Origin of the sequence: Curtobacterium sp. NPDC089991, assembly GCF_044748425.1 — a bacterium.
Lineage (GTDB): Bacteria > Actinomycetota > Actinomycetes > Actinomycetales > Microbacteriaceae > Curtobacterium.
Window position 1 is genome coordinate 245,504 of sequence record NZ_JBIVGB010000004.1, and the last position, 23,343, is coordinate 268,846.

26 protein-coding genes are annotated in these 23,343 nt (G+C 71.6%); 9 read left to right on the top strand and 17 right to left on the bottom strand.

Annotation, left to right across the window (positions count from 1 at the left end; genetic code table 11):
• Nucleotides 1–12 precede the first annotated feature (12 nt).
• Both ACIPV1_RS13260 and ACIPV1_RS13265 read left to right on the top strand, forming a co-directional pair.
• Nucleotides 13–1,680 (top strand): hypothetical protein, encoded by a 1,668-nt coding sequence (locus tag ACIPV1_RS13260; protein ID WP_402726591.1) that lies wholly within the window; start codon nt 13–15, stop codon nt 1,678–1,680.
• A gap of 64 nt (nt 1,681–1,744) precedes the next feature.
• Nucleotides 1,745–3,094, top strand: a complete 1,350-nt coding sequence (locus ACIPV1_RS13265; protein WP_402726592.1) for a peptidoglycan DD-metalloendopeptidase family protein — start codon at nt 1,745–1,747, stop codon at nt 3,092–3,094.
• On the opposite strand, the gene ACIPV1_RS13270 is transcribed toward ACIPV1_RS13265, so the two are convergent.
• The 6 genes from ACIPV1_RS13270 to ACIPV1_RS13295 are packed head-to-tail and all read right to left on the bottom strand — an operon-like array spanning nt 3,091 to nt 6,123.
• Nucleotides 3,091–3,864, bottom strand: coding sequence for a phosphotransferase (locus tag ACIPV1_RS13270; RefSeq protein WP_402726593.1), 774 nt, complete (start codon nt 3,862–3,864; stop codon nt 3,091–3,093). The two genes, ACIPV1_RS13265 and ACIPV1_RS13270, sit on opposite strands and share 4 nt — an antisense overlap.
• A gap of 7 nt (nt 3,865–3,871) precedes the next feature.
• Nucleotides 3,872–4,474: a hypothetical protein gene (locus tag ACIPV1_RS13275; RefSeq protein WP_402726594.1), complete on the bottom strand. Its 603-nt coding sequence runs from the start codon at nt 4,472–4,474 to the stop codon at nt 3,872–3,874.
• Complete coding sequence (locus tag ACIPV1_RS13280; RefSeq protein WP_159573554.1) at nt 4,471–5,109, bottom strand: hypothetical protein; 639 nt, start codon at nt 5,107–5,109, stop codon at nt 4,471–4,473. The genes ACIPV1_RS13275 and ACIPV1_RS13280 overlap by 4 nt, the downstream gene beginning before the upstream one ends.
• Nucleotides 5,106–5,477, bottom strand: a complete 372-nt coding sequence (locus tag ACIPV1_RS13285) for a hypothetical protein (protein WP_402726595.1) — start codon at nt 5,475–5,477, stop codon at nt 5,106–5,108. Before ACIPV1_RS13285 ends, ACIPV1_RS13280 begins: the two co-directional genes overlap by 4 nt.
• Nucleotides 5,474–5,665 (bottom strand): DUF2273 domain-containing protein, encoded by a 192-nt coding sequence (locus ACIPV1_RS13290; RefSeq protein WP_111086173.1) that lies wholly within the window; start codon nt 5,663–5,665, stop codon nt 5,474–5,476. Before ACIPV1_RS13290 ends, ACIPV1_RS13285 begins: the two co-directional genes overlap by 4 nt.
• Entirely contained in the window at nt 5,662–6,123 is a 462-nt protein-coding gene (locus tag ACIPV1_RS13295) for an Asp23/Gls24 family envelope stress response protein (RefSeq protein WP_402726596.1), read from the bottom strand. The genes ACIPV1_RS13290 and ACIPV1_RS13295 overlap by 4 nt, the downstream gene beginning before the upstream one ends.
• Before the next feature lie 120 nt (nt 6,124–6,243).
• Between ACIPV1_RS13295 and ACIPV1_RS13300 the strand changes: the two genes are divergently transcribed.
• On the top strand, nt 6,244–7,080 hold the full coding sequence (locus ACIPV1_RS13300; protein ID WP_402726597.1) for an exodeoxyribonuclease III: 837 nt from the start codon (nt 6,244–6,246) through the stop codon (nt 7,078–7,080).
• 113 nt (nt 7,081–7,193) lie between these two features.
• Nucleotides 7,194–7,445 carry a nuclease gene (locus ACIPV1_RS13305; protein ID WP_402726598.1) on the top strand — a complete coding sequence of 84 codons (252 nt, stop codon included), beginning with the start codon at nt 7,194–7,196 and terminating at the stop codon, nt 7,443–7,445.
• Between the two features lie 34 nt (nt 7,446–7,479).
• On the opposite strand, the gene ACIPV1_RS13310 is transcribed toward ACIPV1_RS13305, so the two are convergent.
• A complete protein-coding gene (locus ACIPV1_RS13310; protein ID WP_402726599.1) occupies nt 7,480–7,887 on the bottom strand; it encodes an aldehyde dehydrogenase in 408 nt (135 codons plus the stop codon).
• A 222-nt stretch (nt 7,888–8,109) separates the two neighbouring features.
• Nucleotides 8,110–9,033 (bottom strand): AEC family transporter, encoded by a 924-nt coding sequence (locus ACIPV1_RS13315; RefSeq protein WP_402726600.1) that lies wholly within the window; start codon nt 9,031–9,033, stop codon nt 8,110–8,112.
• Nucleotides 9,034–9,106: 73 nt separating this feature from the next.
• On the opposite strand from ACIPV1_RS13315, the gene ACIPV1_RS13320 reads away from it, so the two are divergent.
• The 3 genes from ACIPV1_RS13320 (at nt 9,107) to ACIPV1_RS13330 (ending at nt 11,063) form a co-directional block, all read left to right on the top strand.
• Entirely contained in the window at nt 9,107–9,703 is a 597-nt protein-coding gene (locus tag ACIPV1_RS13320; protein ID WP_111086179.1) for a nitroreductase family protein, read from the top strand.
• 87 nt (nt 9,704–9,790) lie between these two features.
• Nucleotides 9,791–10,204, top strand: coding sequence for an acyl-CoA thioesterase (locus tag ACIPV1_RS13325; RefSeq protein ID WP_111086180.1), 414 nt, complete (start codon nt 9,791–9,793; stop codon nt 10,202–10,204).
• Nucleotides 10,205–10,304: 100 nt separating this feature from the next.
• Nucleotides 10,305–11,063 carry an HAD-IIB family hydrolase gene (locus ACIPV1_RS13330; protein ID WP_111086181.1) on the top strand — a complete coding sequence of 253 codons (759 nt, stop codon included), beginning with the start codon at nt 10,305–10,307 and terminating at the stop codon, nt 11,061–11,063.
• 37 nt (nt 11,064–11,100) lie between these two features.
• Here ACIPV1_RS13330 and ACIPV1_RS13335 read toward each other — a convergent pair whose 3' ends face one another.
• Both ACIPV1_RS13335 and ACIPV1_RS13340 read right to left on the bottom strand, forming a co-directional pair.
• The gene (locus ACIPV1_RS13335; RefSeq protein WP_123293557.1) at nt 11,101–11,724 is read right to left on the bottom strand and encodes a phosphoribosylanthranilate isomerase; all 624 of its coding nucleotides are present in this window, start codon (nt 11,722–11,724) and stop codon (nt 11,101–11,103) included.
• Nucleotides 11,725–11,773: 49 nt separating this feature from the next.
• Entirely contained in the window at nt 11,774–12,826 is a 1,053-nt protein-coding gene (locus ACIPV1_RS13340; protein WP_123293556.1) for a serine/threonine-protein kinase, read from the bottom strand.
• Between the two features lie 201 nt (nt 12,827–13,027).
• On the opposite strand from ACIPV1_RS13340, the gene ACIPV1_RS13345 reads away from it, so the two are divergent.
• Nucleotides 13,028–13,231, top strand: a complete 204-nt coding sequence (locus ACIPV1_RS13345; protein ID WP_123293555.1) for a DUF2945 domain-containing protein — start codon at nt 13,028–13,030, stop codon at nt 13,229–13,231.
• Nucleotides 13,232–13,242: 11 nt separating this feature from the next.
• Here the strand turns inward: ACIPV1_RS13345 and ACIPV1_RS13350 are convergent, their stop codons facing one another.
• Entirely contained in the window at nt 13,243–14,001 is a 759-nt protein-coding gene (locus ACIPV1_RS13350; RefSeq protein WP_402726601.1) for a DedA family protein, read from the bottom strand.
• Between the two features lie 51 nt (nt 14,002–14,052).
• Nucleotides 14,053–15,228 (bottom strand): ROK family protein, encoded by a 1,176-nt coding sequence (locus tag ACIPV1_RS13355; protein WP_402726602.1) that lies wholly within the window; start codon nt 15,226–15,228, stop codon nt 14,053–14,055.
• Between the two features lie 36 nt (nt 15,229–15,264).
• On the opposite strand from ACIPV1_RS13355, the gene ACIPV1_RS13360 reads away from it, so the two are divergent.
• Entirely contained in the window at nt 15,265–17,010 is a 1,746-nt protein-coding gene (locus ACIPV1_RS13360) for a beta-N-acetylhexosaminidase (protein ID WP_402726603.1), read from the top strand.
• A 199-nt stretch (nt 17,011–17,209) separates the two neighbouring features.
• Here the strand turns inward: ACIPV1_RS13360 and ACIPV1_RS13365 are convergent, their stop codons facing one another.
• The 5 genes from ACIPV1_RS13365 to ACIPV1_RS13385 form a co-directional block, all read right to left on the bottom strand.
• On the bottom strand, nt 17,210–19,276 hold the full coding sequence (locus ACIPV1_RS13365; protein WP_402726604.1) for a fructose-specific PTS transporter subunit EIIC: 2,067 nt from the start codon (nt 19,274–19,276) through the stop codon (nt 17,210–17,212).
• An 82-nt stretch (nt 19,277–19,358) separates the two neighbouring features.
• A complete protein-coding gene (locus ACIPV1_RS13370; protein ID WP_123937436.1) occupies nt 19,359–20,354 on the bottom strand; it encodes a 1-phosphofructokinase family hexose kinase in 996 nt (331 codons plus the stop codon).
• A complete protein-coding gene (locus ACIPV1_RS13375; protein ID WP_123340051.1) occupies nt 20,351–21,139 on the bottom strand; it encodes a DeoR/GlpR family DNA-binding transcription regulator in 789 nt (262 codons plus the stop codon). The genes ACIPV1_RS13370 and ACIPV1_RS13375 overlap by 4 nt, the downstream gene beginning before the upstream one ends.
• A gap of 294 nt (nt 21,140–21,433) precedes the next feature.
• Nucleotides 21,434–22,291, bottom strand: coding sequence for a carbohydrate ABC transporter permease (locus tag ACIPV1_RS13380; RefSeq protein WP_243650121.1), 858 nt, complete (start codon nt 22,289–22,291; stop codon nt 21,434–21,436).
• A complete protein-coding gene (locus ACIPV1_RS13385; RefSeq protein ID WP_402726605.1) occupies nt 22,288–23,340 on the bottom strand; it encodes a carbohydrate ABC transporter permease in 1,053 nt (350 codons plus the stop codon). The genes ACIPV1_RS13380 and ACIPV1_RS13385 overlap by 4 nt, the downstream gene beginning before the upstream one ends.
• Nucleotides 23,341–23,343 lie beyond the last annotated feature (3 nt).

Genomic DNA, 23,343 nt, shown 5'->3' on the forward strand with positions numbered 1-23,343 from the left:
ACGCTCCGGGACATGCCCCGAGCACCGCGTCGCTCCGCCGTGGCGCCGGCTCCGTCCGGCGGCCGTCGGTCCGGCAGTGTGGCCGGGGCGATCGGACGGGAGGCACTGGGCGCCCTGGTCGCGCTGGCCCTGTCCGTCATCGCCCTCCGCCACGTCGTCGCCACGGAACGGGTCGCCCTGCTCTGGTACGACGGCGACTCGGTGCTGCTGCCCCTGGTGCACCGGTCGATGCAGCTCGGGCAACCGTTCGAGTGGGCGATGTCCCCGGCGCTCTTCTTCTTCCCCGAGTTGCCGGTCTACCTGCTCTGTGCCCTCGTCACGGGTACCCCGCAGCAGGCCCTGGCGCTGAACGGGGTGCTCGTCCTGCTGGCCGTGTACGCGCTGGTGCGGGCTGCCGCGAACGAGCTCATGCCGTCGGCCGGACGAGCGGCCCGAGTCACGGTGTCGGCGGCGAGCGTGGCGTTCGTGACCCTGCTGGTGCTGACGGAGTCGTCGGGCACCGCGACGTCGCTCGAGCTGGCGTCCCTGCTGCTGACCACGACGTACTACTACGGCGTGGTGCTGGCGATGCTCGGCACCGCGGTGCTCGTGCTCCGCGCCGTGCGGGTCGGGCGGGCGTCGGTCGTCGTGCTCGTGGTGCTCGGACTGGTGGCGCTCTGCACGACCGCGTCGAACCCGCTGTACGTGCCGTGGTCCGCCGCACCCGTGGTGGTCACGCTCCTGCTGCTGGCGGCGGTGCGCCGGGTGCCGTGGCGTCCCGCGCTGCTGCTGTCCGGCACCGTGACGGTCGGGTCGCTGCTCGGGTACCTGGCGCGGATCCCGCTGCAGCCCTTCGTGTCGCTCGACCCGTCCACCTACGTCCGGCCGTCGCGCGCGGTGGAGACCCTGCAGTTCTTCGCGGCGCTGACCGACGTGCGAGCCGGCACGGCGGCGGGCGACGCCGGGCTGTTCCTGATGTTCGTCGGGGTGCTCGTCACCGTCGGCGGCACGGTGTGGGCCTGGCGGGTCCGGACCGCACGCACCGTGCTCGTCGCGACCGCGTTGCCCCTGGTGACCGTGGTCGCGGCGTCGATCGGGGTCGTCCTCGTCGGGTCGGAGACGCCGCGGTACCTCGAGCCCGTCGTCACCGCACCGTTGCTGGCCCTCGTCGCGGTGGCCGAACTCACGCGCACCGCGGTCCGCCGTACCCGCGTGCACCGGCCGTTCCGCGGGGTCCGCGCCACCGTCGCGATCGCCGCCGTCGCCGTCCTCGCCGCCGGGGTCGCCACCGCACCGAGCACCGCGCACGCCGTCGCCACCGCCCGGTACACGCCGTCGTCCTGCCTGGACCGCTGGGCGGACGGACGATCGGTCACCGGGGTCGGCCAGTTCTGGACGGTGCGGCCACTCGCCACGTACTCCGCGACGAACGTGCAGCTGCTGCAGGTCCGCGACACCTTCGACACGTACCCGTGGCTCGTCGACCTCGGGGCCTACCGTGACGCCGACCCGACGTTCGTGGTGGTCGGGTCGCACGACCTGTGGACCACCGCGGTCGAGGACTCCCTCGGTGCCCCGGCGACGATCACGCACTGCACGGGGTTCGACGTCTACGACTACGCGGGGACCTCCGGCGCGGACGTCCTCCGGCGCGACGTGGTCGGCAGTGCGGACGAGATCCGTCAGGAGCGCGGGTTCTAGGAGTTGTCCACAGCGGCGCGTCGGCGTCCGATCTTCTCTGTACGGATGTATAGGCTCGTGGTCGATGTCTCGCCCCACCAGCCACCGCACCCCTCGTGCCTCCGTGCGCCTCCGCCTCGCCGTCACCGGACTGGCACTCGCGGGCCTCGTCGGTACGGTCGTCGTCGATGCACCCACTGCGCAGGCGGTGACCTACCCCACGTGGGACGAGGTCAAGAACGCCCGCGGCAAGGAATCCGCGAAGCAGGGGCAGATCACCGAGATCAAGGGCATCATCAGCGACCTCGACGCCAAGGTCGAAGCCGCCCAGGCGAAGGCGAAGGAACTCGGCGACGTCTTCTTCGACGCGCAGTCCGACGCGCAGGACGCCGCCGAGAAGGAGCAGAAGCTCCGCGCCGACGCCGACGAACACGCGAAGGTCGCCGACCAGAGCGCCGCGCAGGCCGGCCAGTTCGCCGCGCAGATGGCCCGCTCGGGCGGTGCCGACGTCACGACCTCGGTGCTCACCAAGGGCGAGGACGCCCGCGACCTGCTCTACGACCTCGGCGCGCTGAGCAAGCTGTCCGAACAGGCCGAGCGTGTCCAGGCCGCCGCCAGCGTCGACGCGGGCGTCGCCCGCTCGCTCGAAGCCCAGGCCGACCGCGCTTCCGAAGAACTCGACAGCCTCGCCGCGAAGGCCGAGGCCCGCATGCAAGAGGCGCAGGCCGCCTCCGACGCCGTGCAGACCGCGTACGACGAACAGCAGTCGAACAAGGCCCGTCTCGACGCCCAGCTCGCGACCCTGGTCTCCGGCCGTGTCCGGACCGAGGCCGAGTTCGCCAAGGGTGAGCGCGTCCGCAAGGCAGCCGAGGCGAAGGCCGCGCGCGAGGCCGAAGCCCGTGCCGCCCGAGAACTGGCCGCGGCGGCAGCGGCAGCAGCGAACGCCGGCGGCGGATCGTCCGGCGGCGGTGGCGGCTCCGGCAGCAGCGGCTCGGGCAGTGGCGGCTCCGCCGGCTCGGGTGGCGGTCAGGGCTGGGTCCGTCCGGCCAGCGGCTACGTCATCAGCCCGTACGGCTACCGCGTGCACCCGATCTACGGCACCGTCATCAAGCACGACGGCACCGACCTGGCCAGCGGCTGCTCGACGCCCATCGTCGCCGCGTCGGCCGGCACCGTCGACTACGTCGGCTGGTACGGCGGCTACGGCAATTACGTCCGCATCAACCACGGCAACGGCGTGCAGACGGCCTACGGTCACATCGTCAACGGCGGCTTCCGGGTCGGTATCGGCCAGCAGGTCTCCGCGGGGCAGCTCATCGCGCTCGTCGGGTCGACCGGCCAGTCGACCGGGTGCCACAGCCACATCGAGGTGCACATCAACGGCGCCACGACCGACCCGGTGCCGTTCATGTCCGCGCGGGGCGTCGCCTTCTAGTCCCCGAGGTCGTCCACGTCGGCGTTCCACAGCGCGCGGTACCAGGCCGTCCGCTCCGGGTCGTCGGGCACCCCGTACGCCTCGTGGAACAACGACTCCCACCCGGGCCCGTAGTTCCACCCGAGCGCCATCGTCGCCACCCCCAGGTCCGCCCAGCGGTCGGCGACACCCGTGGCATCCAGGTCGACGTGCCCGCTCCACCGGCCGTCAGCGCCGATGAGCGTGTTCGGCGTGCACGGGTCTCCATGGCACACCACCGTCAGGTCGCGGGGAGGCTCCGGCCCGAGACGATCCGTGTCGGCACCCGCCGCGCGGGCCCGGTCGAGCCGCGCCACGGTCGACCACACGAAGGGGCAGTCGTCCACCGGCAGGGTGTCGTGGAACGCGCGGAGGCCCTCGCCCACCGCGACCACCGCGGTCCGGGGTTCGTCGTGCCACCGCGGGTCGACGGCACTCCACCCGGGGACGGCACGGGTGTGCAGCCACACGCCGTCGTCGTCCGCACCGTGGTCGAGCACCTCGGGCACCCGCACGTACCGTGACGCCCACTCCAGTCGCGCGGCCTCGTTGCCGATCCACCGGCCGTAGGCGTGCGGCAGGACCTTGACGAACTCCTCGGCGTGCTCGTCGGGGCCGATCCGGAACGTCGTGCCGCCGATCTCGTTGTGCCAGACCAGGGCGACCTCGCGGCCCCGGGCGGCCTCCACGACCACCAGCGGCACGGGGACGACGGATTTCGACCCCGGCAGCCCGCCGATCGACCGCACCACGACCGACCTAGTGCACGCGGTCCGGGCGCGAGGACCCGGCCCCACCGCGTGCGATCTCGAGCAGGACCGGCAGGCGTTCACCGAGCAGGGCGTCCAGGTCGGCCACGACGGCCTCGACCCGTTCGGTGACCTCGCGCGGTGATGCACCCCGGCGCGGACGGACCCGCACCCGGATCGCCCGGCCGCCGCGGACGCGGTAGACGTCGACCGCGAGCGAGGCCACCTGCGGCAGCTCCCCGATCGCCGACGACAGCGCGTGCTGCACGGCCGCGGACTCGACGCGCACCGAACCGGCGACGCCGTCAGCTGATCCGTCGCTCTCGACGACGGTGCCCGCACGGCCACCGCCGAGCGTCGTCAGCACCACGATCGCCAGGATGCCGACGACGACCCCGCCGCCGAGCACCCACGTCCACGACAGCAGGGAGTCATCGCGCGACGTGTCCGTGCCGAGGCCCGCGAGTGCGTCGCCGGCCGTGCGCCACCAGGACGCCACGAGCGGCAGGCCCTGGGCCGTCTGCACCAGGATCGCACCGACCCCGGCGACGAACAGGACGAGCCCGACGACGACGAGTGCCGTCCGGCCGAGCCCACGGTTGGTCGCGTTCATCCGTCCACCCGTCCGGTCGGCTGGACGCGCACCCGTGCAGCGAGGGCGGGCAGCGCGTCGATCCCCGCGAACTCGTGCTCGACGGCCTCGGTCGCGGCCACTGCGGGAACGTCGACGCCGGCGGCGGGACGCAGCACCACCTCGACGGTCCGGCGGCCCACGGTGCCGACGGCGGCATCCGGCCCGAGCCGCGTGACGGAACGGGCGGCACGTGCCGCGGCGGAGGCGAGCACCTCGTCGTCGACCACGACGGCGAGCCGGTCGGATGCCATCGCGTGGCGCGGACGCCGCTGCGGCAGGAACCCCTGCAGCAGGAGCACCAGGCCGACGAGGGCGACGATCGCCGCGATCCCGACGACGAGCGTGGTGTCGAGGCCGTCCGGCGCGGCGAGGGCGGCGTCCACCACGGCACGCGGGTCGACGCCGAGGACGTTCTGGTCGAGCAGCACGAGGGCACCGGCGAAGACGGCAGCGGCTGCGAGCACGAGGGTGATGAGCATCGCGATGACGACGGCGCCCGACCGGGACACGTGGGTCTCGCGGCGGAGCAGACGGCGGTACGTGGCGGCGTGCTCGGTGGACGGTGCAGGGCCGGCGTCGGGAACCGATACAGTCCGGCCGTCCACGGCGGTCACCGGACCCTCCGCGGGACGTCGACGACCGACGACGCGAACGTCACGGTCACCCGGGACACCTGTCGGCCGGTGATGGTCCGGAGGCGCTCGGCGATCGTGCCGCGGGCCCGGTGCGCGCTCGTGACGACGGGTTCGTCGGGGACCGCGTGGGTCCCCAGCACGGGCAGGGTGAGCGGGGCGGTGATCTCGACCGCCAGCGCGCCGCGGCCGTCGTCGGAGACCCGGGCACGGACCTCCCGGAAGGCCACGCGCAGCGCTTCGGCGGCGACCGCCTGGGCGGTGTGCACGAGCGCCGACGTGCCGATGCGGTCGGAGCCGCGGAGCCGGGAGCCGCTGTCGCCGACCGTGGCGACGGCGGCGTCGGTCACGACGAGCTCCGGCGTCCGCGCAGCACGTCGACCAGGCGACGCACGTCGACGTCACCGGCGACGATGCGGGCGACCAGGCCGCCGACGGCCATGCAGACGGCGACGACCACGAACGCCCAGAACCCGAGGGTCACCGCGACGATCGCGAGGAGGGCGCCGACGCCCATCCCGACGACGGTGGCGTTCACCGGACCCGGCCCTCGCGGACCTCGCCGTCGAGGTCGTCGGCGGTGCCGTTCAGTGCGGGGATGTTCACGTCGTTGATCGCGATGTTGACCTCGGTGACCTCGAGCCCGACGAGCTCGGTGACGGCGCTCGTGACGGCGGCGCGCACGGCGGACGCGACGTCCATCATCGGGATCGGGTAGTCCACGACGATCGTCAGGTCGACGGCGACCTGGGTCTCGCCGACCTCGACGCGGACGCCCTGGCCGAGCGCGCTCGAGCCGATCGCGTCGCGGATGGCGCCGAAGGCCCGTGAGGCGTTCCCGCCGAGGGCGTAGACGCCGGGGACGTCACGCGCGGCGATGCCCGCGACCTTGGCGACGACGGTGTCGTCGATGATCGTCTTGCCCTTGGCCGTGACCTGCGTGGTGGTGGTGCCGGTCGTCACGGTCCCGTCGACGCGGTTCGTCGTCGATGCCATCAGTGCCTCCTGCGCTCGCTTGCTGGACTTCCAGCGAACACCATCGTGCCGCGCTGCGCCCGAGAGCGGCAGGCGGCGCGCTGCACGGCGGGGTCGGTCGTCCCCGGTAGGTTCGATGCCATGCGCGTGGCGACCTGGAACGTGAACTCCGTCCGCACCCGAGTGGGGCGGGTCGTCGACTGGCTGGTGCGCGAGGACGTCGACGTCCTCGGCATGCAGGAGATCAAGTGCAAGCCGGAGCAGTTCCCGGTGCAGGCGTTCGAGGACGCCGGCTACCACGTCGAGGCGCACGGCCTGAACCAGTGGAACGGTGTCGCGTTCGCCAGCCGGCTGCCGATGGAGGACGTGACCCGCGACTTCCCCGGCCAGCCCGGCTTCCTCAAGGGGCACGAGGGGCCGAACCTGCCCGTCGAGGCCCGGGCCATCGGCGTCACCGTCGACGGCGTGCGGCTCTGGAGCCTGTACGTGCCGAACGGGCGCGAGGTCGGCGACCCGCACTACACGTACAAGCTCGACTGGCTCGCGCGGCTGGCCGACCGCACCGCCGAGTGGATCGCCGCGTCGCCGGAGACCCCGCTCGCGCTGATGGGCGACTGGAACGTCGCACCGCTCGACACCGATGTGTGGGACGTCCGCGTGTTCGAGGGCCACACCCACGTCAGCGAACCCGAGCGCGCCGCGTTCCGGGCGTTCGAGGCGAAGGGGCTGCAGGACGTCGTCCGGCCGATCGTGCCCGACGGCTACACCTACTGGGACTACAAGCAGCTGCGGTTCCCGCGCAACGAGGGCATGCGCATCGACTTCGTGATGGGCTCGCAGGCCTTCGCCGACGTCGTCACCGATGCCTCGATCCACCGCAACGAGCGGAAGGGCGACGCCCCGAGCGACCACGTCCCCGTGGTGGTCGACCTCGACCTGGACACGTCGCTCGACGACGACCGCCCGATGATCTTCTGAGTGGTCACGCGGCCGTGACGCGTTCTGTTACGCCCGGCGTCCGCCCTCGTTGAGCAGGTGACGGCGCCGACGTAGATTTCCTGCACCGAACCCCTTCGAGAGCAGGTGAAGCCATGTCCCGCACGACGATCCTTCCCATCCAGCGCGTCATGGCGAACGCGGCCCCCGGCGCCTGGCGCGACGGAATCGTCGTCGAGACCCGTCCCGCCGACGCCGTCGTGGTGTTCCTGGACGGCGGCGTGACCCAGCTCCGGGTGGCGGACGCCGACGCCTTCCTGTCGGTCGGCGATCCGGTCGCCCACCACCCGGTGGCGGAGATCCTCAGCGCCGGCGGTCGTCAGACCACGGCACGCAGCATGGAGTGAAGGCAGACAGCCTGGCGCAGACGGTCGGCCTGGTTCAGGCGGACATCGAGGCGAGCATCGCCTCGCACTTCGCGACCATCTCGTCGCAGGCCATGGCGCAGTAGCGGCACGACTCGTCCATGTCCATGTGCTTCCGGCACTCGGCGGCGCACATCGTGCCCATCGTCATCACGGCCATGAGCATCGCCTGCATGCTCGGCAGGTCCATGCCGGCCGGACGCATCATCATCCGCATGCCGGTGTCGGCCATCATCGCCGTGTTGGAGCACATCGCTGCGCACGTGGCCATGTCGCCGCCCATGCGCATGTCGCTCGCGGAGCACATCGTGGCGGCCATCGACGCGGCGTTCATCGCCATCATCGTGTCCTGCATCACGTCCATGTCCATCTCCATGGGCATGTCCGTCATCGACATGTTCTTCATCATCGCCATCGTGTCCATCGGAGGTCTCCGTCCGTCGTGGTCCCGAGGCGGGTCCGCCCCGTGGGTGTCAGCGTACGCGCGCCCCCGATGCGCTTCGTGAGCAGCAATGGTCGAGTCGGTGACCGCGACCCGACCATTCCTGCTCACCATCCGCGGTGCACGCGACCCCACGGCGGACGGGAGGCACGGGGCGGCCCCGCCACGGGCCTCCCGTCCGCCTCGCGGTGCGCCCAGGGCGCGCTACGGGTGCAGCAGCGCGGCGATCGCGACCAGGACGGGGACCGAGCCGATCGTCGAGAGGAGCACCACGTCGCGGGCGACCGGGACCGCCGCGTCGTAGCGCTGCGCGTAGTTGAACACGTTCTGCGCCGCCGGCAACGCCGCCAGGGTGGTGAGCACGAAGACGTCCTGGTCGCCGAGCCCGAACAGGAACCGGGCGAACACGTACGCGACCGCCGGCATCACCACGAGCTTGATCGACGACGCCACGATGACGTCCGTCCGGATCGCCGGGTCCCGCAGCGGCGCGGCACCGTGCAGGCTCATCCCGAACGACAGCAGGACAACGGGCACGGCTGCCGCACCGACCAGCGAGAACGGCTCGAGCACCGGGTCGGGCAGCGTGGTGCCGGTCGCCGAGAACACGAGGCCGACCAGCGAGGCGATGATGATCGGGTTCCGGAACGGCCCGGAGATCCGGCGTCCCCAGCCGCCGGCGCCCGAGGTCGCGGCGTCGAGGATCGTCAACGCGACCGGCGCGATGACGATGAGCTGCAGCAGGATCACCGGCACGACCGCGGTCGCCTGCCCGAGCACGTACACGGCGACCGGCAGGCCGATGTTGTTCGCGTTGACGTAGCTCGCGGCCAGGGCCCCGACCGTCGTGGTGGTGACCGGACGCCGCAGCACGAACCGGAAGACGGCCGCCGCTCCGAGTGCGACCACGGCGGCACTCAGCAGCGAGACCCAGAGCATCGGGGACAGCAGCGACTCGATGTCGGCCGAGGCGATGGTGTGGAAGAGCAGGCAGGGCATGAGCACGAAGAACGCGAGGCGACTCATCACGAACTGTGCGTGCGGGCCGAGCAGTCCGATGCGCCCGACGACGTACCCACCGGCGATGATCGCGCCGATGATCGCGAAGCCGGTCAACACGCCACCCATCGCGTCCATCCTTGCACCATGTGACGTCGCTCAGCTCGGAAATGCGTTCGCATCGAATACCGTTGCAGGCACCATGACCTCGACGAACGCCGACACCCTCACCCGGTCCACCGACTCCAGCCAGCCCCTCGTACCCCTGCTCGAAGAGCGCTGGAGCCCCCGTTCCTACGACGAGACCGCGACGATCTCGGACGAACAGTTCGACGCCGTCCTCGAGGCCGCCCGCTGGGCCGCGTCGGCCATGAACTTCCAGCCCCGCCGCTTCATCGCGGGCCGTCGTGGCACCGAGACGTTCCGCAAGATCAACGAGAACCTGCTCGGCTTCAACGCCGCCTGGGCCTTCCGTGCCAGCGCCCTGGTCGTCGGCGTGCTCGAGACCGTGACCGAGGACGGCGACGAGCGTCCCTTCGCGCAGTACGACCTCGGCCAGTCGCTCGCCGCCCTGACCGTCCAGGCGCACGCCGAGGGCCTGCACGTGCACCAGATGGCGGGCATCGACGCCGCCGGCCTGCGCGCCGCGTTCGACCTGCCGGAGCGCTTCCTGCCCTTCACCGTCACGGCCATCGGCACCGTGGCGCACCCGTCGCAGCTCGACGAGAAGGCGGCCGAGCGCGAGGTCGCACCGCGCACCCGCCTGCCGCTCGACGAGGTCGTGCTCGTCAAGGAGTAGTCCTCGGTACCAACGTCCGGCCGCGTCCCTGTGGGGCGCGGCCGCTGTCGTCTCCGCTGCCGCTGCCGCCGCGTAGAATGTCGTGACATGCAGCCCGAGATGAACTTCTACACCCGCAAGTGGGTCCGCCCCGAGGACCTCAACGCCAACGGCACCCTGTTCGGCGGCAGCCTGCTCCGCTGGATCGACGAAGAGGCCGCGGTCTACGCGATCATCCAGCTCGGCAACGGCAAGGTCGTCACGAAGTACATGTCGGAGATCGAGTTCGTGTCCTCGGCGAAGGAGGGCGACATCGTCGAGATCGGCCTCGTCGCCACCCGCTTCGGCCGCAGCTCGCTCACGATGCGGGCCGAGGCGCGCAACCTCTTCACGCACCGCAGCATCCTCACCATCGACGAGGTCGTGTTCGTGAACCTCGACGACGACGGCAACCCGGCGCCGCACGGCTACACGGACATCACGTACGACCGCGACCGGGTCCCCGCGACGCACCGCGCCTGACCCGCGTGACCGCGCGTGACCCCGCAGACATCGCGCACGTGCCGGGCGCTGTGAGCACCGCACCCGGCACGTGATCGGTGGCCTCTGGCAGGATCGGGGCATGACCACGCCCCGCCTCGTCGCCTTCGACCTGGACGACACCCTCGCCCCGTCGAAGTCCTCCCTCGACCCCCGCATGCTCGAGACCTTCGCGTCCCTGCTCGAGGTCGTGCCGGTCGCGGTCATCTCCGGCGGCAACTTCACGCAGTTCGAGCAGCAACTCGTCACCCCGCTCCGCCACCGCGACGGCCTGACCCTCGACGACCTGCACCTGCTGCCGACGTGCGGCACGCGGTACTACCGCTGGTCCGACGACGACTGGGCCCTGCAGTACGCCGAGGACCTCACCGACGACCAGAAGGCGCGCGCCCTCGCAGCGGTCGAGTCCGTCGCGAAGGACGCCGGCTACTGGGAGTCCGAGACCTGGGGTGACATCCTCGAGGACCGCGGGTCGCAGATCACGTTCTCCGCGCTCGGCCAGGCCGCTCCGGTCGACGTCAAGAAGCAGTGGGACCCGACCGGCGCGAAGAAGGACGACCTCCGTCGACGCGTGCAGGCGGAGCTCCCCGACCTCGAGGTGCGATCCGGCGGCTCGACCAGCGTCGACATCACCCGCAAGGGCATCGACAAGGCGTACGGCATGCAGCGTCTCGCCGAGATCACCGGCATCGCGCTCGACGACATGCTCTTCGTCGGCGACCGGCTCGACCCCGAGGGCAACGACTACCCGGTGAAGGCCCTCGGTGTGCCGTGCCACGCGGTCGAGGGCTGGGAGGACACCGACGCCTTCCTGACCGAGCTCATCCCGACCCTGCGCTGACCGCGCGGCAGCCGACGGCGCGGCAGCTGACCCCGCGTCAGCCCAGGCTGCGGACGGCCTCGACGAACGCGCGGATCTTGGCCGGGTCCTTCACGCCGCGCTCGGACTCCACGCCGCTCGACACGTCGACACCGTCGGGGTCGAGCGCCTCGACCGCGGCGACGACGTTGGCGGGGGTCAGGCCGCCCGCCAGGATCCAGGCCTCGTCGATCCCGCCCTCGATCACAGCGGGGTCGATCAGTCGACCGCTGCCCGGCACGGCGGCGTCGAGCAGCAGCAGGTCGTGGTCGTACGAGGCGCGCTGCTCGGCGGTCTCGCGCAGGTAGTCCTCGGCCGCGAGGGCTCGGATGGTGAAGAAGCCGGCGTCACGGGCTCGGGCGAAGTCGGTCGCGGCCTCGCCACCGTGCAGCTGCAGGGTGGTGAGCCCGACCTCGGACGCGATGCCGACGATCTCGTCGATCTTCTGGTCGCGGAAGACCCCCACGGCGTCGATGCCGTCCGGCAGCCGTTCGACGAGTTCCTTCGCCAGGTCGGCCGTCACGGTGCGGGGGCTGTTCGCGGCGAAGACGAACCCGACCGCGTCGGCGCCCGCATCGACGGCGGCGTCCACGGTGTCGGGCGTCGACAGGCCGCAGATCTTGATCCAGCGCTGGTCGGTCATGCTGTCCATCCTGCCAGGGACCACGGACGAACGGGACGAGCTCGCGACGTCAGTGCAGCATGCCCGCGACGTAGGCGGAGCCGCACGCGACCAGCACGCCGAACGCCGCGAACGAGCCGACGAGCACGTTCCGCCGACGCCAGCGGCGGACAGCCGAGAAGGTCCCGCGCTTCGCGTGCCGGTGGGCCGCCCGGTGCATCCGGTGGTCGCGCTGGTGCTTGACCCGCTCGGGTCCGAGCGGCACGGGGCCGGTGACCTGCGTGGAGCCGCCCCGCAGGGCGTTCGCGATCGCGACCGCGGTCGGACGACGCTCCGGGTCGCGGGCGGTCATCCGGCTGAGCAGTTCGCGCCACTCCGAGGCGACGTCGTCCGGGATCTCGGGGTCGTGCCGCAGGCGGGCCAGTGCCGCCTCGATCAGGGTGCCGGAGTACTCCTGCTTGCCGGTCAGGGACTCGAGCAGCACCAGTCCGAGCGAGTACACGTCGGTGGCGAAGCTGATCGGCTCACCGGCGACCTGTTCGGGGCTCAGGTACGCCGCCGTGCCGATGATCGTGCCGTCGTTCGTCAGGCGGGAGCCGTCGACGAAGTGCGCGACGCCGAAGTCGGTGAGCTTCACGGTCCGGGCGAAGCCGGACGAGCCCTCGTCGCTGATCAGGATGTTGGCGGGCTTGACGTCCCGGTGCACGATGCCGCGCGAGTGCACGTAGGCCAGGGCGTCGGCGAGCTGGGCGCCGAGGTCGGCCACCTCGTAGTTGTGCAGGGCCCCCTCGGACAGTCGGCGGAGCAGCGTCGTGTCGGCGATGAGCTCCATCACGATGAACCGGTGCGGGCCGTCGGGGAAGTCGTGCGTGCCGGCGTCGTAGAGCGGGATGAGCCCGGGGTGCGACAGCATGCTGAGGAGCCGGATCTCGCGTTCCTGGCGGACGCGGTCGGCCGTCGTCATCTTGTCCGGCGTCGCGAAGAGCTTCACGGCGACGGCGCGGTAGGTGTGCTCGTCGCGGGCTTCGTAGACGGTCCCCATGCCACCCGTGCCGATGAGCTTCACCAGTCGGTACCGGCCCGACAGGACCGTCTCCGTCCGCAAGCCGTCCAGCAGGGTCATGGTGTCCGTCGTTCCGTCGGGAGCCGCAGGTTCCGCGGCTGCTGCCGGCGTGTTGGCTCACGAGAAACGGTACGCGTCCGACCCCGCTTTTGGGCGGGTGTTATGACATCGTGATCGGCGTACTTCCCTGTGTTCATGCGGATGCATCAGGGTACCGTTCGACCTCCGACCAGGGTGAGCGATCACGCAAGGAGGACAGCGATGGCACTGACGAAGGGTGACGAGGTGCACTGGAACACCTCGCAAGGGAAGACGACCGGGAAACTCGTGCGGAAGCGCACGAGCGACTTCGAGTTCGACGGTCAGACGTTCAAGCCGACCGACGACGATCCGTACTGGATCGTCGAGTCGGAGAAGAGCGGCAAGCAGGCCGCGCACAAGGAGTCGGCGCTGACCAAGGCCTGACGACGACCGACTCAGTCGCGGGCGGGCTCGGCGCGACGACGACCTCGTGCGCCCCCGCTCGCGGCACCGTCGCCGTTGCCGCCCCCGTCCGCGCGGCGGTCCGCGCGCCACCGTCGGACCCGCCGGACCACGAACGTCACCACGACGACCGCGATCGCGACGTAGAGCACCCGGTCGATCCACTCGGTGTACTGCTCGACGCGGTCGTACTGCGAGCCGAAGGCAGCACCGAGCAGCACCAGGGCGCTGTTCCAGATGCCGCTCGCGATGATCGTGAACACCGAGAACGTGCCGAGGTGCATGCGGTCAGCACCGGCGGGCAGTGAGATGAGGCTCCGCACGATCGGGACGAACCGGCCGAAGAACACGGCGCTCTTGCCGTGCCGGTGGAACCACGCGGCGGCCTTGCGGAAGTCGTCCTCGTCGACCAGGGGCAGCTTGCCGAACCACCGCGTGGTGCGCTCGAACCCGATCTTCGCGCCGAGCCAGTAGAGCACCAGCGCCCCGAGGTAGGACCCGAGCGTCGCCAGCGCGAGGACGAGCACGAGGTTCATCTGCCCGGCACCCGCCAGGAACCCGGCCAGCGGCAGGATGACCTCGGACGGGATCGGCGGGAACACCGTCTCGATGAAGAGCATGAGCGCGACGCCCCACTCCCCCAGGGCGTCGATGATCTGGAGCACGAGGCCGGAGAGTCCGCCGAGGTCCGAGGGAGCGGTGGAGTCGCCGGTGGCGACGGTCATGGCACGGGCGGTCACGGCAGTCGTCATGCCCCCAGCATCCCTGAGCGCCCTGTCAGGACCCGGCGCGGTACCTGAACGTCAGCCGAGTCCCATGTGCGAGGTCCGCACGTGCGTCAGCGACCGCGCGAGGGCACCGCGGGCGACGGCGTCACGACCCACCGTCGACGGCACGATCTCGACGGGGTGCCGGAGCTGGGGCGTGACCACCGCGGCGAGCGCCTCGGCGAACACCGACGCCGCCGGCAGGACCTCGCCCCCGACGACCACGACCTCGGGGTCGATCGTCGTGACGAGCTGCACGACACCCGGTGCCACGTCGTCCGCGAAGGCGCGGACGACGTCGACCGCCGCCGGGTCCGGACCGTCCTCGCCGACGCGACCCGGCGCTGCGCCCCCGCGCCCGGCCGCGGCGAAGACCGACTCGAGGTCCGTGTCGGACGCGATCCGGGCCTCCAGGCGGGCCGGCGCACCGGGCCACCCGGTCGAGGCCAGGCCGCCCATCTCGCCAGCCGCACCGCGCGCCCCGCGCGCCAACGCCCCGTCGATGACGTAGGCCGCACCGATCTGCCGACCCATCACCAGGTACAGGCCGTCCTGGACGCCCCGGAAGCGCCCCCACATCGCCTCGGCGGTGGCGGCGAGCTTGGCGTCGTTGTCGAAGAACGTCGCGATGCCGGGGAAGAGGTCCTGGATCCGGCCGGGCACGCGGCGCTCGACCCACTCGGGCACCGCGACCGTGTAGTCGATCTCGCCGGCGCGGTCGACGACGGCGGGGACGCCGAACGTGGCGGCGAGGACCGGTGACGCCTCCGAGTCGGCCGTCAGGCGGCGGACGACGTCCTGCACGCTCGTCCAGGCCTGCTCCGCGTCGGCGAGGTCGGCGTAGCGCTCCTCGACCCGGGTGAGGGTGTTCCCGCGCAGGTCGGCGCGGATGCCGACGATGCCGTGCAGTCCGAGGTCGACGCCGAGCACGGAACCGGCGGTGGCGTCCGCGGCGAAGCGCTTGGCCCGGCGGCCGGCCTTGTTCGGGGTGGCGATCGCCTCGGCCTCGGTCACCCAGCCCTCGTCGACCAGGTCTGCGAGCGCCGCCTCGACCGTGGGGCGGGAGAGCCCGACGGTGCGGCTGAGCTCGGTCACGGTGCGCGACGCGTCGTCGCGCAGGAGCTCGTCGAGGATGGCCCGGGAGTTCATGAGTCGGAGCACACCCGGCGTCGTCCCCACGACACTCGGGATCGTTGACACGGTCTCGTCCACGGCCATAGCCTCCACATTACGAAAGATCATTGAGGAATGGTGGACTCCGACATGCTCATCCCACGACCGCGCCGCGCCGTTCCCGGTACCGGCGCCTTCGAGATCACCCCGTCGACCCGCATCGCAGCGGACGCAGCGAGCGGATCGGTCCGACTGTACCTGCAGCAGACGCTCCGGGCGTCGACCGGCCAGCCGGTCCGCGACGCAGCGGAGGACGTGGCCGTCGACGGGGCGGCCTCCGCCGACGGGTCGGTGCGGACGGGCGTCATCTCGCTGCGCGTCACCGACGATCCCTCCCTGCCCGCCGGTCCGCCGTCGCCCGAGGGCGAGCGCGCCGAGTCCTTCCGCCTGACCGTCACACCCGACGGTGTCGACGTCGCGGGCGGCTCGGCCGCCGGCGTGTTCTACGGCGTCCAGGCGCTCCTCCAACTGCTGCCCGCCGACGTGTACCGGAGCGGCCGCGTCGGCACCGGGCCATGGTCCGTCCCGTCCACCATCGTCGAGGACGCCCCCGCCTTCGCCTGGCGCGGCGTCATGCTCGACGTCGCCCGGCACTTCCGCACCAAGCACGAGGTCATGCGCGTCGTCGACCAGCTCGCGGCGCACCGGATCAACCGGCTGCACTTCCACCTGACGGAGGACCAGGGCTGGCGCATCGAGATCCGGAAGTACCCGCGCCTGACCGAGGTCGGGTCCTGGCGCCGCGAGTCCCAGGTGGGCGCGCACGTCCCCGACGCCGACGGTGTGCTGCACCCCGCAGCGTTCGACGGCCGCCCGCACGGCGGGTACTACACGCAGGACGACATCCGCGAGATCGTCGCCTACGCAGCGGACCGGTTCGTCACCGTCGTCCCCGAGATCGAGACGCCCGGACACGTCCGTGCCGCCTTGGCCGCCTACCCGTCGCTCGGCGTGCACCCCGAGACGCCGGTGGAGGTCTGGACCGAGTGGGGCATCGCCGACGACGTCCTGAACGCCGACGACAGCACCGTCGACTTCTTCAAGGACGTCCTCGACGAGGTCATCGCGCTCTTCCCCTCCCGCTACATCGGCATCGGCGGCGACGAGTGCCCGAAGGTGCAGTGGGTCGAGGACCCCCGCACGCAGGAGCGCATGCGTTCACTCGGGCTCGAGGACGAAGAGCAGCTGCAGGCCTGGATCATCGGGCAGCTCGCGGCACACGTCGCCTCGCACGGGCGGCAGGCGTTCGGCTGGGACGAGATCCTCGAGGGCGGCACGCTCGACCCCTCGGCGACCATCGTGTCGTGGCGCGGTCTGACCGGCGCCCGGACGGCGGCGAAGCGCGGGCACGACGTGATCTCGTCGCCCGACGACCAGGCCTACCTCGACTACCGCCAGAGCGACCTGGCGACCGAACCGATCCCGGTGTCCATCGTGCTGACGGTCGACGACGTCTTCGGGTTCGACCCGGTGCCGTCCGGCCTGACCGAGTCCGAGCGCGCCCACGTCATCGGCGGCCAAGGCAACATGTGGACCGAGCACGTCGACACCGCGCGGAAGCTCGACTACCAGCTGTTCCCGCGGGTGGCCGCCCTGGCCGAGGCGCTCTGGTCGGCGGACGTCACCGGGCCGCGCGACGTCGCCGAGTTCCGCGGGCGGTTGGCCGAGCACACGGCGCGGCTCGAGGCGATGGGGATCGAGTACCGGCACGAGGCCGGGCCGTTCCCGTGGGAGCAGCGTCCGGGCGTCCCGGGGCGGCCGCACTCGCGCGAGGACCGCGCCGCCTACATCGACGCGATCACGGCCAACATCGCCGAGTAGGGGGACGCGCGTGCTCCTCGCGTGGTCACGACACCCCGTTCAGTGCCGGCGCGCGGTCACGTCTCGTCTTTTGGGCGCCACGCCAGCGACGGAACGTGACCGCCCGACGTGCGGCCGGCGGTGCGTCGCGACCACGGACGGACGGGAGGCCCGGCGCCAGCTGGCTCCGGGCCTCCCGTCCGTCACGCGGTGACGTCGACTACACGGCGACGGCCACGCGGTCGTCTGCCGTCTCGGACACGGCGGCGTCCGCCGCCGGGGCCCGACGCACGAACTTCTTCAGCCCGACGAGCACCAGCGCGGACACGATCGTGCCGGCCAGGATCGCGACGATGAACATCGCGACGTCCCCGATGGCGAAGAACACGAAGATCCCACCGTGCGGCGCCCGCGAGGTCACACCGGCAGCCATCGAGATCGCACCCGTGACCGCGGCACCGACCATCGACGCCGGGATGACGCGCAGCGGGTCGGCCGCGGCGAACGGGATCGCTCCCTCGGAGATGAAGGACGCCCCGAGCAGCCAGGCGGCCTTGCCGTTCTCGCGCTCGGGCTTCGTGAAGCCCTTGCGGTACAGGACGGTCGACGCGAGTGCCAGGGCGAGCGGCGGCACCATGCCGGCAGCCATCACGGCAGCCATGATCTCGAACGGCACGACGTTGGTGGCGGTCCCGGCGCCGAGCCCGGCGACGGCGAACGCGTAGGCGACCTTGTTGACCGGGCCGCCGAGGTCGAAGGCCATCATCAGGCCGAGGATGATGCCGAGCAGGATCGCCGAGGCGCCGGACAGCGAGTTGAGGAACTCGGTCAGCTGGGTCATGAGCCAGGCGATCGGTCCACCGAGCACGAGCAGCATGAGGCCGGAGGCGATGATCGAGGCGAACAGCGGGATGATCACGACGGGCATCAGGCCACGCAGCCAGCGCCAGGTCGGGATGCGACCGATCCAGTACGCCGCGGCACCGGCGATGAGGCCACCGATCAGGCCACCGAGGAACCCGGCGTTCATGAAGACGGCGATGGAACCGGCGACGAAGCCGGGCGCGATGCCGGGTCGGTCGGCCATGGCGTAGGCGATGTACCCGGCGAGCGCTGCGACGAGGAAGCCGAGCGACACGGAGCCGATCTGGAACGCGGCGGCACCGAGGTAGTAGCGCAGCCCCTCCGGAGGCAGGTCGACCAGGTTGTAGTGCTGGAGCGCGAAGACCGCGTTGTTCACGCCGTCGTCACCGTGGGTGAGCGCGATGCCGTAGCCGGCGAGCAGGAAGCCGAGCGCGATGAGCAGCCCGCCGCCCGCGACGAACGGGATCATGTAGCTGACGCCGGTGAGCAGCCAGCGCTTGAGCGCCTGGCCGAAGTGCTCGTTCTTGGCGGTGGACGCACCGTCGACGGCTGCACCGCCCTGGACGCGTGCGGCGTTCGGGTCGTCCGAGGCACGAATGGCCTCGGCGATCATCTTGTCGGGCTCGTCGACGCCGCGCTTGACGGGTCCGGAAACGAGCGGCTTGCCGGCGAAGCGACCGCGGTCGCGGACGTCGACGTCGACCGCGAACACGATGGCGTCGGCACGGGCGATGAGGGCGGGGTCGAGGGGCTCGACCTGCGAGGACCCCTGGGTCTCGACGTGCATCTCGGCACCGGCGCGCTGCGCCGCGGCGACGAGGGCGTCGGCCGCCATGTAGGTGTGCGCGATGCCGGTCGGGCAGGCGGTGACGCCGACGAAGACCTTGCGGCCCGGCGCGGGTGCGGCGGTCGGACTGGAGGCGCTGCTCGCCTTCCCGACGCCGGCTTCGGACACCTCGCCGCTCACCTCGCGGTCGACGAGCTGGACGATCTCGTCCGGGGTGGCTGCGGCGCGCAGGGCGGCGGTGAAGTCGTCGCGGATGAGCGCACGGGCCAGGGTCGAGAGGACCGTCAGGTGGTCCTTGTCGGCCCCTTCGGGCACGGCGATCATGAACACGATGTCGGCGTCGCCGTCCGGGGCGCCGAACGACACCTTCCGGGCGAGACGCGCGAACGCCAGGGTCGGCTCGGACACCGATGCCGAACGGGCGTGCGGGATCGCGATGCCGCCGGGAACCCCGGTGCCGACGCTGGCCTCGCGCTTGATGGCGTCCTCGGCCAGGACCCGGCCGTCGGCGGCGCGGCCGGTCGCGGCGACGCGGTCGGCGAGGACGCGGATGACGTCGGCCGAGGTGGCACCGAGGTCCTCGTCGAGGCCGACGAGCTGGGCGCTGATGAGGCGCGGACTCGAGTCTGCGGACATGTGCTTGCTCCTTCGCAATGGCGCTGATCGCGCGGGTCGTGCAGGTGTTCGGGGAGTGGGGGTGTTCGAGCTGGGGCGGGGGTCAGGCGGGCTCGGGCGCCGGGTGCGTCGTGAGCACCCGGACCGAGATCGCCGTCGGGTCGGTGTGGTCGAGGGCCGGCACGTCGCTGCCGGGCAGGGCTGCGGCGGCGGCTCCGGTCGCGACGGCCTGGGCGAGGCGCTGCTCGGGGGACGCTCCGGCCACCTCGGCGAGCAGGTAGCCCGCGAGCGAGGAGTCCCCCGCGCCGACGGTGGAGCGGGCGACGATCCGCGGTGCTGCGGCGGCGAAGGCGCCCTCGTCCGACACCAGCACGGCGCCGGCGCTGCCGAGGGTCAGCAGGACCGAGCCGACGTTCCGGTCGCGCAACCGCTCGGCAGCGGCCACGGCGGCGTCGAGGTCCTGCTCGTAGGTGTCGGGGTCGCCGCCGACGACCTCGGCGAGCTCTTCGGCGTTCGGCTTGACCAGGTCGATCCGCTCGCCGGACTGCAGCAGTGCGGTGAACGGGACGCCGGACGAGTCGACCGCGATCCGGACGTCCTCACCGTGGCGTGCGCGGACGGCGCGGACGAGCACGGCGAGCGCGTCGTCGGGGAGTCCGGGCGGGAGCGAGCCGGCGAAGACCACCCAGCGGGCGGCGGGTCCGGTGGCGGTCGCCGCGGCCGTGTCGGCGACCAGGTCGGCCAGGTCGTCCAGCCGACCGGCGAGCGAGGGACCGGGCTCGTTGAGTTTCGTGGTGGTGCCGGTCGGCTCGGTCACGGTGACGTTCGAGCGGAGCGGCGCACCGATCGGCAGGGCGGCGGTCGGGATGCCGCGCGTGGCGAGGCCGAGCAGCACGGGGTCGAGCTCGTCGCCGGGCAGCACGGCGATGGTGTCCCCACCGCTCGCGACCACGACGCGGGACACGTTGACGCCCTTGCCGCCGGGCTCCGCGGTGGAGCGGATGGCACGCTGGACGGCGCCGCGCTGCAGTTCGCCGGAGAGCTCGATGGTGCGGTCGAGGCTCGGGTTCGGCGTGACGGTGACGATGCGGCGGCTCATGCGACGACGACCTCGACGTCGGCGTCGGTCAGGGCGCCGGCGAGGTCGGCCGGCGGCTCCTGGTCGGTGACCACGGTGTCGATCTCGTCGAGCCGGGCGAAGCGCATCAGGGCCTCGACCCCGTGCTTCGCGGCGTCGGCGAGCACGACGGCTCGGCGGGCGGCGAGGACGTAGGCGCCCTTGACCGCGGCCTCGTACTCGTCCGGGGTGCTCAGCCCGAAGCCGGCGGACAGGCCGTTCGTGCCGACGAACGCGATGTCGGGCCGCAGGGCGCTGATCTGCTCGACGGTGGCGGTCCCGACGGCGGCGCTCGTGACCCCGCGCACCCGGCCACCGAGCAGGTGCAGCTCGACGTGCTCGCTGTGCTGCAGGGTCGCGGCGATCGGGACGGAGTTCGTGATGACGGTGAGGGTCGCGCCGGCGGTGGCGGGCTCCCAGCGTGCGAGTTCGGCGGCGACAGCGGCGCAGGTGGTGCCGGCGTCGATCGCGATCGAGCCGGTGAAGGTCGAGGGCACCAGGCGCATCGCGGCTCGGGCGATCTCGGACTTCGCGGAACCGTGCTGCCCTTCGCGCTCGGCGACGGAGAGTTCGACGACGCTCGAGCGGCCGATGGGCACCGCTCCCCCGTGCACGCGGCGCAGGACCCCGGCGGACTCGAGGGTGTCGAGGTCACGGCGCACGGTCTCGGTGGTGACGTCGAAGTGCTCGGCCAGATCGGCGACGGAGACCCGGCCGGCGTCCTGCAGCGCTGCTGCGATCGCATCGTGCCGCTCGGTTGCGTACATGCCCGAACTCCTTCGTTCCCGTGGGTTTCAGGAACCATAAGCCACAAACCCACACAAACACAACCACCCGCACTCGTCCCGCTCCCCCGCTCCGTCCCCGCCCCCTCCCCCGAGGTTCCGAAATCTCGGCATCTCGCGGCGCCCACAGCCCGTCCGTGGAACCTCGGCGTCCAGCACGCGGCATGTCGTGGAACCTCGACGGACGGCACACGCACGAACACCCCACACGCACGAACACCCCACACGCACGAACACCCCGCCGCGCGTGTGCGACGGGGTGTTCGGTCGAGCACGTCAGCCCTTGACGGCTCCCGCGGTCATGCCACTGACCAGGCGGCGCTGCACGATGAGGAAGAAGACGACCACGGGGATCGAGAACAGCACGCTCGCCGCCATCAGCCCGCCGAAGTCCGTGCCCTTGTTCGTCGAGAAGCCCGCGAGCCAGACCGGCAGCGTGTACATCCCCTGGTCCTTGAGCATCACGTACGCGATCAGGTAGTCGTTCCACGCCGCGATGAACGCGAACACGCTCGTGGCGATGACTCCCGGCATCACGAGCGGGAACAGCACGCTCCACAGGATCCGGAAGGTGCCGGCCCCGTCGACCTTCGCGGCCTCCTCGATCTCGACGGGTACAGCTACGAAGAACCCGCGCATCACCCAGATCGAGAACGGCAGCACGCTCGCGACGTACGCCAGGATCAGCCCGACGTAGCTGTTGAGCAGACCGAGCGTCTGGAACGACAGGAACAGCGGGATGAGCAGTGCGCCCGACGGGATCATCTGCACGAACAGGATGCCGACCAGGATCGCCCGCCGCCCGCGGAACCGGAACCGCGACAGCGCCGCCGATGCCAGGAACCCGACCACGATCGACAGCAGCACGGCGGCCACCACGACGATGGTCGAGTTCCGCAGGTAGACCAGGAAGCCCTCTTGTGTGAGCGCGCGCGTGAAGTTGTCGAGCGTGGGGTGCAGTGGTGCCCAGATCGGGGTCATGGTGGTGACCTCGTCCGCCGGCTTGAAGGCGGTGTTCACCATCCAGTAGATCGGGAACACCCACACCAGGCAGAACACCACCGCGATGGTGTTCGCCACCACGCGCGGCTTCCGCTTCCGCGCCCGCACCGGCGCAGCATTCGAGACGGTCACAGGTCCTCCTCCCCGCTGCGGACGAGCCGGCGGATGTAGTAGCTGGTGAGCGCGCCGAGGATCACGGTCGAGATGACGGCGATCGCGGCCCCCTGGCCGTAGGCGTTGGAGACGAACGACTTCACGAACGTCCAGATGCCGAGCGTCAGGGTGGCCTCTTCCGGACCACCCCTCGTGAGCAACCAGATCTGGTTGAAGACGTTGAAGTCCCAGATCACCGACAGGATCGACACGAGCAGCAGCGTCGGGGCGAGTGCCGGCAGCGTGATCGCGCGGTACATCGTCCACGTCGAGGCACCGTCGAGCGCCCCGGCCTCGTAGTACTCCGGCGCGATCTGGGACTGTGCGGCGTAGAGCGTCAGGGCGACGAACGGCACGGCCTGCCAGATCACGAGCGTGAGCACGATCGTGTACGCCTGCCCGGGGTGCGACGCCCAGTTGTCCTGCGTGTGGTCGCCGAACACCCGCAGCTGCGTGATGAGCCAGTTGAGCACGCCGTAGAAGGGCTGGAACAGCCACTGCCACACCAGGCTCGAGGCGACGTTCGGCATCGCCCAGGCCAGCACGAGCACGACGCTGACCACGGTGCGCATCCCGACGCCCAACCGGGTGAGCAGCTGCGCGACGCCCATCCCGATGACGATCGTGCCGAGCACCATCGCCCCGGTGACCAGGACGGTGCGCAGGATGACCGGCCAGAACGACGCGTCGGTCAGGACGTTCGTGTAGTTCGAGACCCCCGCGAACCCGGCTTCCCCGGTGAAGATCGCCCGGAGTCCGTAATCCTGGAACGAGATGACGACGAGCCGGACGAGCGGGTAGACGACGAGCGCGAGCAGCAGGATCGCCGCGGGCGCCAGCAGGACGAGCGGTGCGCGCGACGCCACCACCGACCGACGACGCGCCCCGCGGCCGGGACGAACCGGCCGCCCCGACCCGGCACCGACGCTGCCCCCGGTGCCCCCGGTGCCCGCGCCCCCGGTCCCCCCGCCGCCGGCGACCGGCTCGGACTGCTCCGAACCGGTCGCCTGCTCTGCAGTGGAGGTCATCGA

Bases quoted from the DNA above. Each gene is read 5' to 3' on its own strand.
- ACIPV1_RS13260 (WP_402726591.1), top strand. From the start codon at position 13: ATGCCCCGAGCACCGCGTCGCTCCGCCGTGGCGCCGGCTCCGTCCGGC.
- ACIPV1_RS13265 (WP_402726592.1), top strand. From the start codon at position 1,745: ATGTCTCGCCCCACCAGCCACCGCACCCCTCGTGCCTCCGTGCGCCTC.
- ACIPV1_RS13275 (WP_402726594.1), bottom strand. From the start codon at position 4,474: ATGAACGCGACCAACCGTGGGCTCGGCCGGACGGCACTCGTCGTCGTC.
- ACIPV1_RS13295 (WP_402726596.1), bottom strand. From the start codon at position 6,123: ATGGCATCGACGACGAACCGCGTCGACGGGACCGTGACGACCGGCACC.
- ACIPV1_RS13300 (WP_402726597.1), top strand. From the start codon at position 6,244: ATGCGCGTGGCGACCTGGAACGTGAACTCCGTCCGCACCCGAGTGGGG.
- ACIPV1_RS13305 (WP_402726598.1), top strand. From the start codon at position 7,194: ATGTCCCGCACGACGATCCTTCCCATCCAGCGCGTCATGGCGAACGCG.
- ACIPV1_RS13310 (WP_402726599.1), bottom strand. From the start codon at position 7,887: ATGGACACGATGGCGATGATGAAGAACATGTCGATGACGGACATGCCC.
- ACIPV1_RS13315 (WP_402726600.1), bottom strand. From the start codon at position 9,033: ATGGGTGGCGTGTTGACCGGCTTCGCGATCATCGGCGCGATCATCGCC.
- ACIPV1_RS13320 (WP_111086179.1), top strand. From the start codon at position 9,107: ATGACCTCGACGAACGCCGACACCCTCACCCGGTCCACCGACTCCAGC.
- ACIPV1_RS13325 (WP_111086180.1), top strand. From the start codon at position 9,791: ATGCAGCCCGAGATGAACTTCTACACCCGCAAGTGGGTCCGCCCCGAG.
- ACIPV1_RS13330 (WP_111086181.1), top strand. From the start codon at position 10,305: ATGACCACGCCCCGCCTCGTCGCCTTCGACCTGGACGACACCCTCGCC.
- ACIPV1_RS13335 (WP_123293557.1), bottom strand. From the start codon at position 11,724: ATGACCGACCAGCGCTGGATCAAGATCTGCGGCCTGTCGACGCCCGAC.
- ACIPV1_RS13340 (WP_123293556.1), bottom strand. From the start codon at position 12,826: ATGACCCTGCTGGACGGCTTGCGGACGGAGACGGTCCTGTCGGGCCGG.
- ACIPV1_RS13345 (WP_123293555.1), top strand. From the start codon at position 13,028: ATGGCACTGACGAAGGGTGACGAGGTGCACTGGAACACCTCGCAAGGG.
- ACIPV1_RS13350 (WP_402726601.1), bottom strand. From the start codon at position 14,001: ATGACGACTGCCGTGACCGCCCGTGCCATGACCGTCGCCACCGGCGAC.
- ACIPV1_RS13360 (WP_402726603.1), top strand. From the start codon at position 15,265: ATGGTGGACTCCGACATGCTCATCCCACGACCGCGCCGCGCCGTTCCC.
- ACIPV1_RS13365 (WP_402726604.1), bottom strand. From the start codon at position 19,276: ATGTCCGCAGACTCGAGTCCGCGCCTCATCAGCGCCCAGCTCGTCGGC.
- ACIPV1_RS13370 (WP_123937436.1), bottom strand. From the start codon at position 20,354: ATGAGCCGCCGCATCGTCACCGTCACGCCGAACCCGAGCCTCGACCGC.
- ACIPV1_RS13375 (WP_123340051.1), bottom strand. From the start codon at position 21,139: ATGTACGCAACCGAGCGGCACGATGCGATCGCAGCAGCGCTGCAGGAC.
- ACIPV1_RS13385 (WP_402726605.1), bottom strand. From the start codon at position 23,340: ATGACCTCCACTGCAGAGCAGGCGACCGGTTCGGAGCAGTCCGAGCCG.